This window comes from Aristaeella lactis (assembly GCF_018118585.1).
Taxonomy (GTDB): domain Bacteria; phylum Bacillota; class Clostridia; order Christensenellales; family Aristaeellaceae; genus Aristaeella; species Aristaeella lactis.
In genome coordinates this window covers 1,463,344-1,482,014 of record NZ_CP069421.1, presented here as the reverse complement: position 1 = coordinate 1,482,014, position 18,671 = coordinate 1,463,344, and the positions used below count along the sequence as shown (strand labels likewise).

Below are 18,671 nucleotides of genomic sequence, written 5' to 3'. Positions count from 1 at the left end.
AATACAACAACTTATTTTATCCGCTTTTGATCTTTCTGTCCAGCCAAAGGGGAGGAAGAATGCTTTTCAAACAAGGGGAAGCATGGTAAAATACCATAAAACCAGAAGGACAATGACAGGAGATGAAGCCCTTGATCCCTGAACAGGACGAGGCCATGGTCAGTGTGGTCATTCCGGCCTACAACGCGACAGGAACCCTGGAAAGGCTGTTTGCCTGCCTGCTGAACCAGACGTGGCAGAACCTGCAGATCATCCTGGTGAATGACGGTAGCAAAGACGGGACCGAAGAGATGGCCAGGAAGATCGCGGAGGAAGATTCCCGGCTGACGGTGGTATCCCAGGGTAACCTGGGCATATCCTATGCCCGGAACGCGGGCGTAGCCCTGTGCAAGGGGAAATACATCCGCTTTATCGACGCGGATGATACGCTTCCGCTTGATTCCATTGAGCGGATGGTCCGCCGGGCTGAAAAGGACGGTTCCGAGCTGGTGATCGGCGGATATGACCAGTATTTTGGGGAACGGAAGAGCTTTCACAACCTGGCGGGACGGGACGATACGGTTCCCTGCGATGACATGATGCGCCACCTGTGCGATCACGCCAACTCCTACTTCTACGGCGTGCTGTGGAACAAGCTGTTCCTGCGGGAGATCATTGAGGAGAACGGCTGCCGGTTCCAGGAAGACCTGACCTGGGGCGAGGACTTCGCCTTTGTGATGGACTATCTCGCTGGCGTGAAGCAGGTGTCCTTTATGAAAGATTCCCTGTATGACTACCGCCGCACGGCGGGCAGTACCTCAATCCAGCAGGTGATCGACTGCGTGAAACATCCGGCGGAGAACACCCGGATCAAAGGAGAACTGTACCGGCACCTAAAGGATATGTACCGCAAACGCGGACTGTATGAGAAGTATAAGAACAGGCTGTGGATGTATTTGTTCAGAGTCGGATTGGGCTGACGGGGTCAGACCAGGTCCAACCCTGAACAATTAACAATAAATAATTAACAATTAACAATGGCGGAAAAAACTCCTGCGAAAATCGCAGGAGTTTTCACTTTTTTTGGAATGACAGCATTTATGCGGGCAGTGGAGAGCGTGAATATGACAGAGGGGACAGACCAAGTGTCACAGCGTAATGGCTATGACACTTGATCTGTCCCGCAGTCACATTCCCGCTTTGCGTGTCGGGTGCTTTGGTTTATAAGTGATTGAGTGAAAAGTGCAGAGTGAAGAGTGAGAAGTTTTCACTATTGGAGTTGACAAAAACCCCGTCCCTCTGTCAACTTTGGCGCTGGCGGGTTCCAAACAAAGCTATAACAGTGCCGACAGCGCAGATGGCGACGGCGGTGAGCATGGTGGGCTTTACGCCCACGGAGTCAAACATCTGGCCGCCGATAAGGCTGGCCAGCACTGAACCGATGGTGGTCATGCTGAAGGCAAGGCTCTGGGCTTTGGCCGAATCCTTGCGGGCGACCTGGCTGTCCGCGTAGCCGACAATGAGGACGGTATAGAGCGCGTAGCTGGGAGCCTGGAAGACGCGGGAGGCGAAGAACAGGGGAATGTTCGGCGCCAGGGCGTAAGCCAGGGCTTTGAAGACAAAGAGGACAAGAGCCAGGCGGATATACTGCACCGTGGACCAGCGCTTCGGAAGCCTGGAGGCAAACATCATGATCGGCACTTCCGTGATGGCTGTGAAGGCCGCCACATAACCCATGATGGCGGTATCGCCGCCCAGGGCGCGGATCTCATTGATCAGGAAGTTGCCGTCCATGTTATGGGCGATGAAAATGATGATGGTACCGAAGAGCATGAGGCAGAACATCCTGTTTTCCCGGATAAAGACGGGGAGGGAGGAGGACTGTTCCCGCACCTCGTTTTCAGAGGGCGGCAGGACCGCTTCGAACTGACGCAGATCCCGGTCGATGATCCGGTTGCCGATGAACTGCAAAAGCACCACTGCCAGCCCGGCAAAGGGCAGGGACAGATGCCCCCATTGGGCTGTAATGACGCCCAGAAGGGTGCTCAGGATCACGAAGGAGAAACTGCCCATGGAACGGGCAAGGCCGAAGTTCAGCGGTGCTTTCGCCCGCTCCAGCCGGACGCAGAGGTCCAGGTTGACGGCGTTGACCGGCATCATGGCGGTCATATAGAGCACATAGCAGGCGGCGTTCAGCAGGTCATGGCGGGGATGAATCCGCAGGAGAACGAGCAGGACCACCTGGATGGCCAGAAGCACATTGACAACCGTGGCATGACGGAGGTTCCGGTTCCGGTCGATCCGCGCGCCAAGCACAGGGCTGAGCAGGGCTCCGCCCACGTTGCCCAGGGCCAGGATAAGGCCCAGTTCCGCATTGGAACACCCGACACCCTGCAGATAGACGGCGGCATAGGCAGTGACCACACAGAAGGCCATCCAGAACCCGCCGGTGATGATCATGTAATGAAAGGTGACGGGAGAAAGAGATTTCTTATAATTCATAATTCACAATTCTGCGATCGCCGTTACCAAAGTGCCTTTGGCACTTTGACGGCTGTAGCATGGCAGTTGTTACCCAAATCAAAGATTTGGACAACGGCTCAACAATTCATAATACAACCATCAGAAGCCGAGGGTGTCGTTGACAAGGATCACGTGGATTCGGCCGGTGTGGCGGCTGAACCGGGTGATCAGGAACTGGCAGCAGATGGTATCAGGGCTCTTGCAGTCCATGCACTTACCGGTCTTCGCACAGGGCGTGGACAGGCCGAAACGCTGGGCGTTGGTCGGCGCGGCCACGTTGCGGGCCCGTTTCATGGCGCTGTCCAGGTCACCGCAGATCTTGTTCATTCCCACGATGAAGAGGACCTGCTTCGGTCCCTGGCAGATGGCGGAAACACGGTTGGAGTTCCCGTCGATGTTGACGAGGATCCCGTCATCCGTCATGGCGTTTACGCTGGACAGGAACACATCCGCGTCATAGGCGGCGAGCATGGCGGCACGCTTGTCTTCCGCGGTATCCCGGTCGATGAAATGATAATTGCCGGACTTTACGGCATTGACCAGGCCGATCTCATGAGCGCTCATGGCGCCGCCCATGGTAACGGTGCTGTATTCCGGAATCAGGCTGAGGGCGAGCTTCAGTGCTTCTTCCTTTGAGGCGGCGTAATAACCGGTCATATTGCGGGATTCCAGTCCCTTGATGACCTTTTGCGCGAGGAGTTCATTCCGTTTGGTGATGTTCGGATTCATTTCCATCCTCCTGTTATCGTGTCTGCAAATCACTCTTTATTGCGATAATAACAAAAAAGGAAAGGACCTTCAAGCCTGCCGGGCAGGAAAGCAGAAAAACGACAGACGGATCCGTATGAATCAGTTTGTCAACTGTGAAGCGACAAATTTCCACGCAGACTTGGTTGTTTTCTCTCCGGATATCAGATAATATGTTTTCGGAAGATGAAACAAACGGACTGCCGGAGCAAACGCGCCGCGGTCCTGTCAGAAAGGGCGGAATGAATATGACGCTTGGCCGTAAGATCCAGGAGATCCGCGTATCCCGCGGCATGTCCCAGGAAGAATTCGGAGAGATGCTCGGTGCGACAAGGCAGACTGTTTCCAAGTGGGAACTGGACCAGGCTGTACCGGATATCCGGAAGATCGTCGCTATCAGCCGACTGTTTTGCGTGTCAACCGACGATTTGCTTGTCAATGTTACCAACTTCGAAAAGGAAGGTGTCCGCTTTGTCTGTGGCATCTACCGCAAAGGCTGCTGCGAGATCGTTGAGACGGAAAAGCTGCTCCTGGAGTATTACGGCCGGGACAAGCATACGATCGGCGCCAGGGTATACAAGGGAAACGGTTCTGTGAAGAAACTGACCGCCATCTGTGAGCGGGACTGCAGGATAAGCCGCGAAGAGCCCACGTTCTATGCCTATCAGTATAATGACACAGTTTATACCAATCACCCGGAATTTGAAGCCCTCATGGGCGAAGAATTCCGGCGGGAACGGCTGGATCAGATGGACCGGCTGGACAGCTTCCTGATCAATCACGGCGACAAGCCGCTTCATACGGTTTCGGAGGTCGGTATCCGCCGGGCACTGGAAGAGTGGCGGAAGGGTGTTGTTATGTCTGTTTCGGATGATTCCTTCAGAATCAGTTTGTGTACCGGAAACGTTGAGTATATTTTCAGCATTTATCCGCAGGATACCAACATCTATTGCGGCTGTAGCTACAATGCGCCGTTTGAACTGGGCCTGAAATCCTCCGGGCAGTATTTCCGGATGCGGAACTATAAGGATAATTCCGACTTTTTCTGCGGTTTTTTCTTCGACTTCGGCCGCCAGCTCCAGGAAGATAAGGACGGCACTGTTACGATCAGCTACGGCCAGGATCAGCCGGATGCCTGCGGAATGATGCAGTGGATCGTTAAACGTTACAGCGATGATGAAATCATCCTTCAGGGCTGCAACGGGGATGAATATCCGTTCCATAAAGACGAAACCAAATTTGAGTACTTCCTCTGAAACCAACAGGGAAAGAAAAATGTATTATTCGGTATGACCTAACATTTACGAAAAAGGACAGACTATATAAGTGAGAGCGTTGATCAACACTCACGGAGATATGAATGGTTAAAAGAGATTTGCTGAAAACAATCGATGACGGACTGCTTGATAAGCTGTACGGATTTTGCTATGCCCGAACGAATGACAGCTATGAAGCGGAGGAGCTTTGCTCAGATATCGTTTATGCCCTCCTGAAGGCGGCGGATACTGACGGAGAGATCGGGAACGTTTATCCGTTCATATGGAAAGTGGCGCGAAATGTTTATGCCGATTATTCCCAAAAACGCAGCAAACATTCGGCTGTGTTCTATGAGGGAGATCCGGAAAAGGCAATGCAGGACACTGAAGCAGCGGAAGAAGACGATGCTTCGGACGCACTGATCCTGATCTGCCGACGTATTGCTTTCCTGACAAAGGCATACCGCGAAGTCATGATCGCCTTTTACCTGGACGGACTATCCACAGCAGAGATCGCGAAAAAACTGGATGTCGGGGAAGGCACTGTCCGGCAGCGTTTGTTTTCGGCAAGGCAGAAGATCAGAGGTGAGATGGAAGAAATGAAAGAGATGGATCACAGACCTGTGGCGCTGGAGAATATTGATTTTGTGATATGGGGAACCGGACGGCCTTCCTGGGGAGATCCGCGGCAGGTATGCACGCGGCAGTTTTCCAGGCATATCGTATGGCTTTGCCATCAGAAACCGAGAAGCGCGTCGGAGATCGCTGAAGAACTCAATGTGCCGACGGTGTATGTGGAAGAGGAACTGGAAATCCTGACAAAAGGCATGAATGGTGAGTACGGCCTGCTGCGCCGCCTGGACAACGGCAGATACGCGATCAACTTTATTCTCCTTGATAAAGATGTGATTGAAAAAGCAATGGAGCTGTATACAGCCCGGGTGCCCCAAATCTGCGACATTATCACAGAGCATATTGAAAAGCATAAGGAAGAGTATCTCGCTTTTCCGTACCTGAACAAAAAGGTGGATCTGAACCTGATCCTCTGGCAGCAGATAAAGCATCTGGCATCTGTATATCCCGGTGCCGTTGCTTCGATCCTGGAGCAGAAGTACCTAAAGGATATCCAAAAAACAAACAGGCCCTTTACGGTATACGGATATGTGGATATCGGGAAGTATTTCGGCGGGGGCTGTGACGGAACCGACGCTGACAACCTTTGCGGATATTCCCGGATTTACATGGAGAATATCTATATCACACGCATCCGGAAACACTTCTGTGCTGAAGCTGATATCTCCAAAGATCCGCAGATTCAGCTGGCTATCCGCGCGATCAAAGGACTGAATGTGGCAGCGATTTCTGAAAAGGATAAGGAGCACGCGGCCAAAGCTATCGAGAGCGGGTATCTGTACCGTGACGGTGATATGCTGTATACGAAGATCCTGGTCAGTGAACAAAAGGACAGCCATCTGTTTGATCTCAGTTACCGCCTTGACAGCAGCAGCCTGAAGAGCGCGGCGGAAAGCACAGCGGATGAACTGGCGGCGCTTTACAGGAAAGCGATTCCCGACTACCTGATGGGTGAATGGACCTATGCCAATTATCTTGCCAGCATGCCGGTACTTGACGCCGTGGTGGAGTGCCTGATCGAAAAAGGCCTGCTGACCCCGCCGGAAAACGGACTTGGCGCGGAAGGATGCTACATGATTGTTGAAAAGTAAAAGTCAAATCACTGTGTGTGGGAGAAACGAAAATGCTGACCGATGAACAAAAAATCTATGAGCTTTCGCTGATCTGGAAAGAAGCGGAATATAACTTTGCGTTCTGGGACAAGGTAAAGATCGACTGGGACGGAGAATACAGGAAGGCCCTGCCCAGGGTTCTGGCGGCAAAGGACAGGTATGAATACTACCGGGAGCTTACGCGCTTCCTCGCTCTCCTGGGAGACGGTCATACGGATGTCAGTATGCCGATGGATCTGATGCAGGATCCGGAGTACTGTTCGATGCTTCCGGTCGTGCTGTATCAATTCGATGAAGGGATTGCCGTACTGAATGTGACGGAAGAATACAAGGACAGAATCAGCCTGTACAGCATCCTGAAGAAGATAGACGGAATGGATGCTTCCGAGTATGTGAGAGAAAAGGTCTATCCCTATATCTGGCATGCCCATGAGGAGGCATGCCGGGTCAACGCAATGAACGGCCTGATGATCGGCAGGGCAGGAAGCAGGCTGAACTGCACCTTTGAAAAGGACGGGGAGCAGTTTGACATTGAACTGACCCGGGAGAATCCCGTGAATCTGCACTGGTGCAACATGGAGTATCTGTTCAACGCCAACAATAAGAACAGAACCATCCTGAAGGGGGATTTCCTGAAGGGAGACAGCTGCAGCATTGAAATGACTGAGGACGATATCGCGGTGATAACGATCAGTTCCTTTATGGACAATGATATGCCCGGCAAAGTATATGCCTGCTTTGACGAGTTGAAAAAGGCAAGGGGATATATTATCAATGTCAGGGGGAACGGCGGCGGGAACAGCGGGAACGGTGACGCGATCGCGGCGATGTTCATAGACGGTGATTTTGAAAGCTGCGGCGCCGAGACACAGGTTTATGAGCCGACTTTCAGGGCCTGGGCAGCGTGCAGGGATGATTTCAGGAACGCGACCGCTGAAGAACTGGAGGCAAAGCACCTGGATGAGGAAAGCCTGAGGGCCTTCAGAATGAGCCGCCATATCTGCTATAAAAGGGAAATCGGCACAAAGAAGAACCAGGCTCCCGGAAAGCTGAACGGGCCGGTTGCTGTGCTGATGAACGAACTGACATTTTCAGCAGCGGAGGATTTTGTGGATGTGATGAAGGCACATACCAACGCGGTGTTTATCGGAGGCAATACAGGGGGCTCTTCGGGACAGCCCTTATTCTTCAAACTTGAAAGCGGGGGATCATTCCGGATCTGCACCAGGCGGTGCTATGCCCAGAACGGCGAGGATATATACAATAAGGGCTTCTCGCCCGATATAAGGCTTCCGTGGACAGTAAGGGACGTGATCGACCGCCGCGATGCGGGAATGGCAAAAGCACTGGAATACCTCAGGAGCAAATAACCGGGAAAAAAGACAAAAAAGAGGATATCTCCGGCAGCTGTTACAAGCTGACGGAGATTTTCTTTGGGAAAACATGGCAAGTATGATATGATCATAGCCAGGAACCAATCAGAGCTTCAGCAAAACCACAGGCTTACTGCCTGATCAAAACCGCAGGGAGGGTTCTGTCATGGAAAAAGGACGGATCATCTATCTGAACGGGGTCACCAGCTCCGGTAAAACATCCATTGTGGAAGCGCTGCAGGCACGCCGGGACGTTTTCTTCTATGTTGTGGCCAACGACCTGTTCCAGGAGATGATCGGAGAGGAATACCTGCAGGGAGATTACTGGAAATACCTTGGCGAAGTGATCATCATGATGTACCATACCGCGAAACTGTTTTCGGATATGGGGAAAAACGTGATCATAGACAGCATCCTGGTGGAGCGTGAAGGCGTTGCGCCCCATTACGAACGCATGAAAGAGATCCTGGGGAATAACCCGCTGGACATCGTAGAGGTATATTGCCCGCTGGATATCTGCAGGCAGCGCAATATTGACCGGGGAGACCGGTATGAATCGCAGTCGGATGAACAGGCGGAACTGATGGCGAAGGATATCCGGTACAGCATAAGGGTGGATACGAGCCTGCTTTCCCCGGAAGAATGCGCTGACAAAATTCTCCGGGAGCTGTTCTGACTACAGAGGGAAACGCATATGGACATCAAAACCCATTATGATCTGCTGATTGAGGAAAATAACGACCCTTTCCGTGACCCGCCGGTTTTGCAGAAATACATGGAATCATGGGACGGGCAGGCATTTCTTGACCTGATGGAACTGGATCCATCGAAAGACGTGCTGGAAATAGGCGTCGGGACAGGAAGGCTTGCGGCAAAAACAGCCGGGCAATGCGGGCATCTGACGGGGATAGACCTGTCGGCAAAAACCATTGAAAGAGCGAGGGAAAACCTCCGGCCGTACCCGAACATATCCCTGATCTGCGATGACTTCTTAACCTGCCAGTTTACAGGGACGTTCGACGTGGTCTATTCCTCGCTGACGATGATGCATTTCCGGGACAAGGGACGAGTGATCGGAAAAGTATACTCACTGCTGAATGACAACGGGCTTTTCTGTTTGTCCATAGACAAAAACCAGAGCGAATGGATCGATATGGGGAACAGAAAGATCCGCGTTTATCCGGACACACCGGATGAGATCATTTCGCTTGCGGAGCAGGCCGGCCTGAAAACAAAAAAGAAAGCTGAGACAGAAAACGCTTATCTCTTTGCGTTTGTAAAGTGACTCTGATAAACAAACCAGGATATACAGGAGGATAAGTATGCGGGTTACTTATAAGAATCCGGGGTTTGAGCATTCCGTTGACAGCATTATGCTTTTCCAGACGGATGAAACGGCTCCGAATTACTCTGACGCGCTGCCGTATTTCTATCCCCAGGTTGATTTGGCTGTGTTACGGAGCAAGCCGTTCAGTGCGAGAAAAGAGTACCTGATAAATGTGCTTTCAGACGTATATGCTGAACTGGAACCGGAATTAAACAGAAAAGTTCTTCTTTACAATGAACATTTCAGCAGATACGAAAACCAGATCAACGATGCCCTGTCAGATGCTTTTGAAACAGAAGTAAAGGGCATATTCAATGACCTGGCGGGGAATATCTGCCTGAACCCTGTGAGCCCAAGGTTTCTGCCTGAAAGATGCTTTGATGTGTTCTGCAAAAACAGTGAGAGAGGCGCACTGGGAATCTCCATCCATGAGGTGATCCACTTTATATGGTTTTATGTCTGGAATAAAACCTTTGGGGACAGCTATGATGAATATGAGATGCCTTCGATGAAGTGGATCCTGAGTGAGATGGTCGTTGAAAGCATCATGAGGGATGAACGGCTGAGTTCCATCAATCCGTATTTCCCGAGAGAACATGGCGGCTGTGTATACAGCTATTTCCAGGATATGACCGTTGACGGGAAATATATCCTTGATACCCTTGAGGAACTGTACCGGAAGAATAAAATGACGGATTTTATGGCGAAGTCGTATGACTACTGCATTGGACATGAAAAGGAGATCAGAAGGCATATACAGGAGGCAGAGAAAACCTTCTGATCCCGGAACAGGAATTTGAGGAGACGTAACTAATGATTCAGGAAATCCGGTCTTTTGAACAGTATGAGGGATTTATCAGCGAACTGGCAGAAGATCCCTTATACTCTGACCCGCATTTCATTTATGACAGGGACAACCTTTATGGTTCGATAAACAGGAAAGACGAATACGCCTTTGCCATAACGGAAAACGGGACCACAGAGGGGATCTTCGTCTGGCTTGTTATTCCCGATGAACAGTTCATCGAGATGCTCATCGGATTCACCAGGAAAGAAGACACCTTTGCTGAAATGCTTTCCTATATGGAAAAGAATTGGCCGGGATACCAGATGGATTTTGTTTTTAATCCGCAGAATCCGGCTGTTGCACGGGTGCTTGAAAGGAAAGGCGCGGCCTTTGAACCGGAACAGCAGAAAATGGTATTCACCGGACCGGCACCGGATGTATCGACGAACGGAGTCGAACTGCTTTCTGAAAAGTGGGAAAAGCAGTACTGCGGGCTCCACAGAACAGACGTTTACTGGACCGCCGAGCGCATCCTTTCGGCCCAGGATCGCTTCAGGACACTGGTGGCCATAAAGGACGGCCAGGTGCAGGGCTATATTGATGTCACATACAGTTATGACGAGAATGAGATATACGACCTGTTTGTGAAACCTGAAGCCGCGCAGGAGGACTATGGACTGGCACTGCTGGCGAAAGCAACTGAACTGAACGGGCCGCATCAGATGATGGTGCTGGTCGATGCGGACGCCGGAGAGGATATTGCATTATATACTGCCGCCGGGTTTGCAAAGGTTGAGGGACAGAACAGCGTCTTTGCACAGATCCCAAAGGTATAACAGAATTCAGCGAGGAAACAAAAGATGGTTTTATTGGTTATAGACATTCAAAAAGGCATCACGGATAACAGATTGTACGATTTTGAGGGCTTCATAAACAACACAAAACGGATTATAGCGGCGGCAAGAGAGCATAACGTTGAAGTCATCTATGTCCAGCATGATGACGGCCCTGGAACGGGCTTTTCTGTCGGTGATGAGGCTTATGAGATCGCGGACCAGGTCGCGCCTGAAAAAACAGATAAGGTTTACGTGAAGGATATAAACAGCTGCTTTGGCAATCCTGAATTATCCGCGTATTTGCAGGGACTGGATGACAGGCGCCTGATGATCGTGGGACTGCAGACGAATTTCTGCATAGACGCGTCAGTCAAATCCGCGTTTGAAAAAGGCTTCAGGGTGATCATTCCGGAAGGAACAAATTCGACCTTTGATAACGAATACATGGATGCCGGGACAACATACAGGTATTACAACGAAATGATGTGGCCGAAGAGATTCGCCGAGTGTGTTTCCGTGGACGAAGCTATTTCTATGATGAAGTGATCTGCAGCCATCCCGAATGAACTGCTTCGACAGATGAAATGATGACGGAAGGCAGAAAGGCAGGCTTTATGCGACTGTTTACAGGGATACGGCCATCGGATGGCTTCCGCGCGGCGCTGGCGGTGCTGCAGGACAGGTTTCGAGCCGCCGGAATCACCGGGCGGTATCTTGAACCATCCAATCTGCATATGACACTGGCGTTTATCGGAGAATGGCCGGAGGATATTACTCAGGTTCTGCCGCCGGTTGAGCATCCGTTCACGATCACGCTGGCGTCTCCCGGAATCTTTCCGGAAGCAAAGGTGCTGTGGGCGGGAGTAGAGACTTCAGAAGAACTGAACCGTCTGGCACAGTGTGCCCGGGACTGTCTGGCTGAACATGGAATCCCTTTTGATCCGAAGGGGTTCAATCCGCACATTACCCTGGCGCGAAAGCCGGTGATTCCGGATGGTGTGAATGTGGCAGGGCTCGAAATACCCCAGGCATCCATGATCGTGGATGAGGTATGCCTTTATCGCTCTGAACGCGGAGAGAACGGCATGGTGTACACCGTGATCGGAAGTACCGGGGACAGAAAATAATACAGGAGCATCAAAAAACGCCCTTCACGTTTTGTGAAGGGCATTCTTGGTGTTATGGATTACTTATTGCTGCAGGAATGCTTGGGCATTGAACTCTTTTTCACCCCAGTGAGAAAAATGATAAGTATGGTCTCCCGGAAGCCAGATGTCGGAATACAGGAACGTGATGATATCGCTATCATCAAAGAGATCATAAATCCAGTCATTATTTATTTTTTCATCTTTACGATCAAAGACAACATTGGCGTCTATAGATTCGATATATCCCGCAGTTTCATCGTTGCATAGATAGATGATTAGCTCTTCCAGGACACTGCGTGCCTCCATAGATGCTCCGTTGCCGGCTCTTTTTCGCATGTTGATCAGTTCGCATCTCATCTGCCAAAGGAAGTTATAATCATAGCTTATCAGGAATTGCTGGGGAAGGATATCGGCCAGCGGGGATACAACCTGTCCGAGATGTGTTCCGGCAGGCTTGGTTTTCAATCCTATCAGATCTTGCTCTATCTCTTCCAGCAGGAAGTCACTGCCGAACGCGAAAGAAAGCGCGGCCCAGCTGCCAAAATGCTCTTCGAGAGATGCGGACCATGCTTCATGGTCACGATAGTCTTTTACAGCCAGGGTGGTATCGTCCTGAGAGTTGTTTTTTGTAGTGGATTTCATAGTGTTTTCCTCCTCAATTGTTTTTTCTGATTCGTTGGGTTTGTTCCGGGATTTCATGTTTGGTTCTTTGCTTGATGGCGTTGGTTTGTGTGCCATGCTTTTTTACCTCCTTTCACTTGGTAAGAGCAAAAAAACATGGCTTTGTTACCCATCTTTTGAAAAAATGTTTTTTGTAATTCAAGGATATCCCTCCTTTTTAGCAGTATTGCCCGGATGATCACATGGATGTTTGTGCCCCTCTTTATTAGAACAAAAGCAGCAGGGCATTTTTACCCCATCCTGTGAATCTCCTGACAACCAGAACAAGCAAAAAAAGAACCGGTATTCGTACTTCTTAGGTGAAAAAATACATATATCAGGAAGATGTTTCGTTGCGCTGTGTTTGAACGGTATGGTAATATATATAAAATGTGTAAAGGCAAATAACAGGCGGTGAACGACATGACAGATGTTCAGCAGCGAGCGGCAGCAAAGCATTTTGCGGAATACTGGAAGGGTAAAGGCTATGAAAAGGGAGAGAGCCAGAAATTCTGGCTATCTCTGCTTTCAGATGTCTTTGGCGTTGAACATGTTGCTGAAACCATAGAGTTTGAGGATCAAGTAGGATAACATGATTTTACTTGCTCTTCAATATGATCAAGTTTTCTGGTTATTCTATTTGTGCAATCTATGAAAGAATATCGAAAAACACCCTTCACGCTTTGCGAAGGGTGTTTGCTTTCAACAGATAATTACTTATCAAAGGCTGGGGGAACGGGCTTGGTGATCTCCTGCAGGCGGCGCTGGCGGCGGGTGAGCATATCAGGAGATTTGGCCTGAATGTCACCGGCTTTGGTCAGGGCCCACTTGGTGAGGGAAGGACCAACCAGTTCATAGATCAGCACGGAGAACAGGACGATGTTCCGGATCAGGGAACCTTCGGCACCGCCGAGTACCCGGTAGGCAGTGCTGCACATTCCCAGGGCCACACCGGCCTGGGGCAGCAGGGTGATGCCCAGGTACTTCTTCACGGTTTCCGGGCTCTTTGCCAGGACGGAAGAGAAGTGGGCACCGATGATCTTTCCGAAGGAACGGAAGATAATATAGACGACACCGATGATGACCACGGACAGATCCGAGAAAACGGTGAAGTCCAGCGCGGCACCGCTGAGCACAAAGAACAGGGTGATGGCAGGGCCGGACCAGCGGTCCGCCTGCAGCATCAGGTCCTCGCTGAGCGGGCAGAAGTTGCAGAAGATGGTACCGAGCATCATGCAGACCAGCAGGGAGGAGAAACCGAAGGTGAAAGAACCGATCGGGATCTTCAGCTGGCTGACGGCGACGGTCAGGATCACGCTGCCGACGATCAGGGCGTTACGGTTGCGGTGGGAGTGGAAGAACCGCTCCAGCCAGGTGAGGCCCAGGCCGACCAGACCGCCGAAGACCACGGAAAGGAAAACTTCCATCAGAGGCTCAATGATCAGCGCGGCAATGTGGGTGGTTCCGTTTTTCATGGACTGGGCAATACCGAAGGATACGGCGAAGATCACCAGGCCTACGGCATCGTCCAGGGCGACAACGGGCAGCAGCACGTCAGTCACCGGACCCTTTGCCTTGTACTGACGGACGACCATCAGGGTGGCGGCGGGAGCGGTGGCGGCAGCTATGGCGCCGAGGGTAATGGCAACGGGCATCGGGAGCAGGTCGGGCATCATGAAATGCAGCACGACCAGGGCAATGTCCACGCAGACGGTGGCGACCACAGCCTGCAGGATACCGATGATGGTGGCCTGCTTACCGGTCTGCTTCAGGGCAGAAAGCCGGAACTCATGACCGATGGCGAAGGCGATGAAGCCCAGGGCCACATCGGAAATCATGGACAGGGAGTCCACCTGGTCCGAAGTGTTGAAGCCCAGGCAGGGTACGCCAAGACGTCCCAGTACGCAGGGCCCGATCAGGATACCGGCCACCAGATAGGCTGTAACGTCCGGCAGGCGGAATTTGACAAAAAGCCGGGTCATCAGAAGACCGGCGAAGAGCGCGATCGCAATGAGCAGAAGAGTCTGCATAAAAGGCACGCATCCTTTCAGAAATCCTTGGTGTGCTTATTACACACGCCGGAGATTGTAGCACTAAATCTGAAAAATCTCAATGATTTTTCGGATTTGGCGCTAAATGAACAATTAATAATGAACAATGAACAATTGTGGAGAAAACAGCACCGAAAGGTGCTGTTTTTGTGAATAAATGCGTCCTTCGGACGTAGTAAGGGATTCCTCCCGCAACCTCAATCGATGCACTTACCGCAATCTCAATGGTCGCAACTCCCCACTGGGGAGATAGCTCCCTTTCGATTGACCTCTCGGGGCTGCCGCCCGTTTTTCGCTGAGAAAGAGCCACTGGCTCTTTCTCCGGGCGCTCCAAACCCTCTGATGATATTTCTTCCCGCAACTTCAATGGTCATGGCTCCCCACTGGGGAGACCATTCCCTTTCAGTTGACCTCAGAATCGATGAGATTCCCTCCACTGGAGGTCATCGGTTCTTCGCCCACTGGCGGTCATCAGAGGTTCGCCCTGGAGCGCTTCGCATTGCTTGTTTCGGTAAGGAAACGCACACGCACCGCGGACGGAATCCCCGTCCCGCGCACCGCGCGCGTCAGGACTCCACCTCGTTTTCGCCTGTGGCGAATGACCCACTGGGTCACCACTCGGATCGTTCCCCACTTTGCTCGGAATGACATTTTGGGGCATGCCTGCGGACATAGTTGTTTCATTCTGAACCCGTAGGAGATCCTTCGACTACGCCTACGGCTCCGCTCAGGATGACACCTGGAACCGGCAAAAGGTATTCAATGAATGCAGGAAACAGTCAATGATAATGATTGTTCCGTTTGCGGGCTTGTGGTAAAATTACATCAGAATGAATCCGGGAGGAAAATATAAGATGAATGTGACAAAGGATATCCGCTATATCGGTGTAAACGATCATGAGATCGATCTGTTTGAAGGTATGTATATTGTGCCGGAAGGCATGGCTTATAATTCCTACGTGATCATGGATGAAAAGGTTGCCGTCATGGATACGGCTGACCGGCACTTTGTGCAGGAATGGATGGGCAACCTGGATGCGGCGCTGGAAGGCCGGAAACCGGATTACCTGATCGTGCAGCATATGGAGCCGGACCATTCCTCCGGTATCGACGCTTTCATGAAAGCTTATCCGGAGGCTAAAGTAGTAGCTACCGCCAAGGCGTTCACCATGATGAAGAACTTCACCGGTACGGATTATTCCGCCCGGGGCATCGTGGCGAAGGAAGGGGATAAGCTGGAACTGGGCAGCCACACGCTGAACTTTGTGACCGCTCCCATGGTGCACTGGCCTGAGGTGATGTTCACCTATGACAGTTCGGACAAGGTGCTGTTCTCTGCGGACGCCTTCGGCAAGTTCGGCGCCCTGGACGCGGAGGACGAGGAAGGCTGGGCCTGCGAAGCCCGCCGGTATTACTTCGGCATCGTGGGCAAATACGGCGCCCAGGTGCAGGCTGTGCTGAAGAAGGCTGCGACGCTGGACATTCAGATTATCTGCCCGCTGCACGGCCCGGTTCTGAACGAGAACCTTGGATACTACCTGGACCTGTACAACACCTGGTCCTCCTACGGCGTGGAAACCGAAGGGGTTGCCGTTTTCTACACCTCCGTTTACGGACATACGAAAGAAGCGGCGGAATACCTGGCTCAGAAGCTTCAGGAACTGGGCTGCCCGAAGGTAGCTGTCAGCGACCTGGCCCGGGATGACATGGCGGAAGCCGTGGAAGACGCCTTCCGGTACGGAAAGATCGTACTTGCCACCACCACCTACAACGCGGACATCTTCCCCTTCATGAAGGAGTTCATTGAACACCTGACGGAGCGGAACTTCCAGAACCGGAAGATCGGTTTCATTGAGAACGGCAGCTGGGCGCCGACCGCCGCCAAGGTGATGAAAGGTATGCTGGAGGGCTGCAAGAACACTGCCTTCGCGGAGACGGAAGTAAAGATCCTTTCCGCAATGACTGAGGAAAACAAAGCACAGATCGAACAGCTGGCGAGAGAGATGCTGTAAGCAGGAAAATACAACGACAGGAAGCCGGAAAACCGGCTTCCTTTTTTGTGCCGGTGCCGTTGACAACAGAATACGGCTTTCCTATACTGTGAACAAGTTCCCAAAGTGTAAAAACAGGAGACAGCAAAAAAATGACAGAGAAAAAAGGATACAGCCAATATATCCTCGGAGATATGCTGCTGCAATACAATCTGGATGAACGGAACCGGATGAGCATGACCCTGATCCCGGCAGCTATGAAAGACCGGGTAACGGACAAGATATACACACCGGAGCCGCTGGTCCAGATCCACGCGAAGGGTGATCAGCTGCCAAACGGTTATGGCAACGGGCATACCATGGCCTGTACCACAGCCACGGACGCGATGAAGTTTGCGGGCCAGAAGCAGGAAGGCAATACGATCATCACAACGCTGGCGGACGAGAACGGCCGGACCGTGCACCACCAAGTCCGCTGGGAAGAAGGACTGCAGGCGGTGGTGGTTTCCTGCATGTTTGAAAACCGCGGAGAAAAGCCGGTTACGCTGAACCTGCTGTCCAGCGCCAATCTGAGCGGGATTACCCCGTTCACAGAAGGAGACGCGTCAGGCGCCCTGCGGGTACACCGGATCGGCAGTGCATGGAGCGCGGAGGGCCGCGTGATCACCGAAAACGTTGAACAGCTGATGCTGGAGAGGTCCTGGACAGGCCATGCCCTCCGGGTTTTCCGGTTCGGTCAGCTGGGGTCCATGCCGGTTCGCGGGTATTTTCCCTTCATGGCAGTGGAGGACACAAAAGCCGGGGTTACCTGGGCGGTGCAGCTGGCCTGTCCTTCCTCCTGGCAGATGGAGATCCGCCGGAAGGATGACTGCCTGAACCTGATGGCTTCCCTGCCGGATGAAGATTTCGGCCAATGGGCAAAGACCGTGAAGCCGGGAGAATGCTTCGAGACACCGGAAGCGTATGTGACCGCGGGGAAAGGCGGCCTGGATGAGGTGTCCCAGCGGCTGCTGACTGTACAGCGCAGGAACATGCCCCGGCCGGATATGACCCTGCCGGTGATGTTCAATGAATACTGCATGACCTGGGGCAATCCGACGCATGAAAACCTGAAAGAAATCGTGAAAAGCCTGGAAGGCCGCGGAATGGAATTCCTGGTGATCGATGCCGGATGGTACGGAAAACCGGGGAAAAACTGGTATGAATGCGGAGGAGACTGGATTCCGGAAGAAACGAAGATATTCCCGGAAGGCCTGAAGGCAACCGCGGATATGATCCGTGCCGGCGGGATGAAGCCCGGTCTCTGGTTTGAACCGGAGACCTGTGCCAGGGACGCGGACATATTCCAGCGGGAGGATCTGCTTCTGACCCGGGACGGAGTTGTGATCGACACGGATAACCGGCGCTTCCTGGATATGCGAAAGGAAGAGACTCACGCTTTCCTGGAGGAGCGGGTGATCGGCCTGCTGAAGCGCTGCGGGTTTGAATATATCAAGATCGACTATAACGACTGCATCGGCATGGGCTGCGATGATCCGGACGGTCTTGGAGAAGGACTTCGGAAGAACATGCAGGGAACGCTGCGCTTTTTCCGTCGCATTCGGGAAGCAATCCCGGAGATATATATCGAAAACTGCGCTTCCGGCGGACACCGCCTGGAGCCGTCCCTGATGGCCCTGTCTGACATGGCATCCTTCTCAGATGCCCATGAATGCCTGGAGATCCCGATCATCGCGGCGGCGCTGCACAGGGTGATCCTGCCGGCCCAGAGCCAGATCTGGGCAGTGCTGCAGGCAAAGGACAGCATCAGGCGGATCAATTATTCCCTGATCAATACCTTCCTTGGCGTCATGTGCATCTCCGGAGACGTGGTCCACCTTTCCAAAGAACAATGGAACAAGGTGGAGGAAGGAACAGACTTCTACCGGCAGGTTCGCGGTATCATCCGGGACGGCGTAAGCACCTTCCACGGGGAAGTATCGGAAAGCTGGCGCCATCCGGAGGGCTGGCAGGCGGTGGTCCGGACTGCGGAAGAGGGAAGCCTGGCAGTGATCCATACCTTCGGCGGTACCCTGCCGGAAAAGATCACCCTTCCGGTGAAGGCAAAGAAGATTCTCCGGGTCATGAGCTCGGAAGATAACCGAGTCACGCTGGCAGACGGTGAGCTGACGGTGGAACTGAAGGCGCCTTTCGAGGCGATCGCGGTTCACCTGGCGTAAGAAAGACATCCGGAGCAATAATGAAGAGT

General features: G+C 52.2%; 18 protein-coding genes. 13 read left to right on the top strand and 5 right to left on the bottom strand.

Annotation, left to right across the window (positions count from 1 at the left end):
* The first annotated feature begins 131 nt into the window (after positions 1-131).
* Positions 132-959 carry a glycosyltransferase family 2 protein gene (locus JYE50_RS06910; RefSeq protein ID WP_179138420.1) on the top strand — a complete coding sequence of 276 codons (828 nt, stop codon included), beginning with the start codon at positions 132-134 and terminating at the stop codon, positions 957-959.
* 322 nt (positions 960-1,281) lie between these two features.
* On the opposite strand, the gene JYE50_RS06905 is transcribed toward JYE50_RS06910, so the two are convergent.
* Complete coding sequence (locus JYE50_RS06905) at positions 1,282-2,481, bottom strand: MFS transporter (protein ID WP_084096848.1); 1,200 nt, start codon at positions 2,479-2,481, stop codon at positions 1,282-1,284.
* A gap of 120 nt (positions 2,482-2,601) precedes the next feature.
* Positions 2,602-3,231 carry a lactate utilization protein gene (locus JYE50_RS06900; RefSeq protein WP_084096849.1) on the bottom strand — a complete coding sequence of 210 codons (630 nt, stop codon included), beginning with the start codon at positions 3,229-3,231 and terminating at the stop codon, positions 2,602-2,604.
* Between the two features lie 260 nt (positions 3,232-3,491).
* On the opposite strand from JYE50_RS06900, the gene JYE50_RS06895 reads away from it, so the two are divergent.
* The 9 genes from JYE50_RS06895 to thpR all read left to right on the top strand — a co-directional run bounded on the left by JYE50_RS06895 (position 3,492) and on the right by thpR (position 11,700).
* Positions 3,492-4,505 carry a helix-turn-helix transcriptional regulator gene (locus JYE50_RS06895; RefSeq protein ID WP_283399249.1) on the top strand — a complete coding sequence of 338 codons (1,014 nt, stop codon included), beginning with the start codon at positions 3,492-3,494 and terminating at the stop codon, positions 4,503-4,505.
* Positions 4,506-4,609: 104 nt separating this feature from the next.
* Positions 4,610-6,229 (top strand): RNA polymerase sigma factor, encoded by a 1,620-nt coding sequence (locus tag JYE50_RS06890; protein ID WP_084096851.1) that lies wholly within the window; start codon positions 4,610-4,612, stop codon positions 6,227-6,229.
* A gap of 32 nt (positions 6,230-6,261) precedes the next feature.
* Entirely contained in the window at positions 6,262-7,620 is a 1,359-nt protein-coding gene (locus JYE50_RS06885) for a S41 family peptidase (RefSeq protein ID WP_084096852.1), read from the top strand.
* 169 nt (positions 7,621-7,789) lie between these two features.
* Positions 7,790-8,299 (top strand): phosphotransferase-like protein, encoded by a 510-nt coding sequence (locus JYE50_RS06880; protein WP_084096853.1) that lies wholly within the window; start codon positions 7,790-7,792, stop codon positions 8,297-8,299.
* An 18-nt stretch (positions 8,300-8,317) separates the two neighbouring features.
* The gene (locus JYE50_RS06875; protein ID WP_084096854.1) at positions 8,318-8,908 is read left to right on the top strand and encodes a class I SAM-dependent DNA methyltransferase; all 591 of its coding nucleotides are present in this window, start codon (positions 8,318-8,320) and stop codon (positions 8,906-8,908) included.
* 37 nt (positions 8,909-8,945) lie between these two features.
* The gene (locus JYE50_RS06870) at positions 8,946-9,731 is read left to right on the top strand and encodes a hypothetical protein (protein WP_084096855.1); all 786 of its coding nucleotides are present in this window, start codon (positions 8,946-8,948) and stop codon (positions 9,729-9,731) included.
* A gap of 32 nt (positions 9,732-9,763) precedes the next feature.
* On the top strand, positions 9,764-10,573 hold the full coding sequence (locus JYE50_RS06865; protein ID WP_084096856.1) for a GNAT family N-acetyltransferase: 810 nt from the start codon (positions 9,764-9,766) through the stop codon (positions 10,571-10,573).
* A 24-nt stretch (positions 10,574-10,597) separates the two neighbouring features.
* Positions 10,598-11,119: a cysteine hydrolase family protein gene (locus JYE50_RS06860; protein ID WP_084096857.1), complete on the top strand. Its 522-nt coding sequence runs from the start codon at positions 10,598-10,600 to the stop codon at positions 11,117-11,119.
* A 68-nt stretch (positions 11,120-11,187) separates the two neighbouring features.
* Positions 11,188-11,700, top strand: coding sequence for an RNA 2',3'-cyclic phosphodiesterase (gene thpR / locus JYE50_RS06855; protein ID WP_179138421.1), 513 nt, complete (start codon positions 11,188-11,190; stop codon positions 11,698-11,700).
* Between the two features lie 63 nt (positions 11,701-11,763).
* Here the strand turns inward: thpR and JYE50_RS06850 are convergent, their stop codons facing one another.
* Positions 11,764-12,459, bottom strand: a complete 696-nt coding sequence (locus tag JYE50_RS06850) for a hypothetical protein (RefSeq protein ID WP_084096859.1) — start codon at positions 12,457-12,459, stop codon at positions 11,764-11,766.
* 345 nt (positions 12,460-12,804) lie between these two features.
* On the opposite strand from JYE50_RS06850, the gene JYE50_RS06845 reads away from it, so the two are divergent.
* On the top strand, positions 12,805-12,972 hold the full coding sequence (locus JYE50_RS06845) for a peptidase associated/transthyretin-like domain-containing protein (RefSeq protein WP_179138422.1): 168 nt from the start codon (positions 12,805-12,807) through the stop codon (positions 12,970-12,972).
* A 122-nt stretch (positions 12,973-13,094) separates the two neighbouring features.
* On the opposite strand, the gene JYE50_RS06840 is transcribed toward JYE50_RS06845, so the two are convergent.
* A complete protein-coding gene (locus tag JYE50_RS06840) occupies positions 13,095-14,411 on the bottom strand; it encodes a cation:proton antiporter (RefSeq protein WP_084096860.1) in 1,317 nt (438 codons plus the stop codon).
* A gap of 79 nt (positions 14,412-14,490) precedes the next feature.
* The gene (locus tag JYE50_RS06835) at positions 14,491-14,799 is read right to left on the bottom strand and encodes a hypothetical protein (RefSeq protein ID WP_143763679.1); all 309 of its coding nucleotides are present in this window, start codon (positions 14,797-14,799) and stop codon (positions 14,491-14,493) included.
* A gap of 487 nt (positions 14,800-15,286) precedes the next feature.
* Here JYE50_RS06835 and JYE50_RS06830 point away from each other — a divergent pair, with 487 nt between their 5' ends.
* Positions 15,287-16,444, top strand: coding sequence for an FprA family A-type flavoprotein (locus tag JYE50_RS06830; protein ID WP_084097149.1), 1,158 nt, complete (start codon positions 15,287-15,289; stop codon positions 16,442-16,444).
* A 131-nt stretch (positions 16,445-16,575) separates the two neighbouring features.
* Positions 16,576-18,642, top strand: coding sequence for a glycoside hydrolase family 36 protein (locus JYE50_RS06825; RefSeq protein ID WP_084097147.1), 2,067 nt, complete (start codon positions 16,576-16,578; stop codon positions 18,640-18,642).
* Positions 18,643-18,671: the final 29 nt, after the last annotated feature.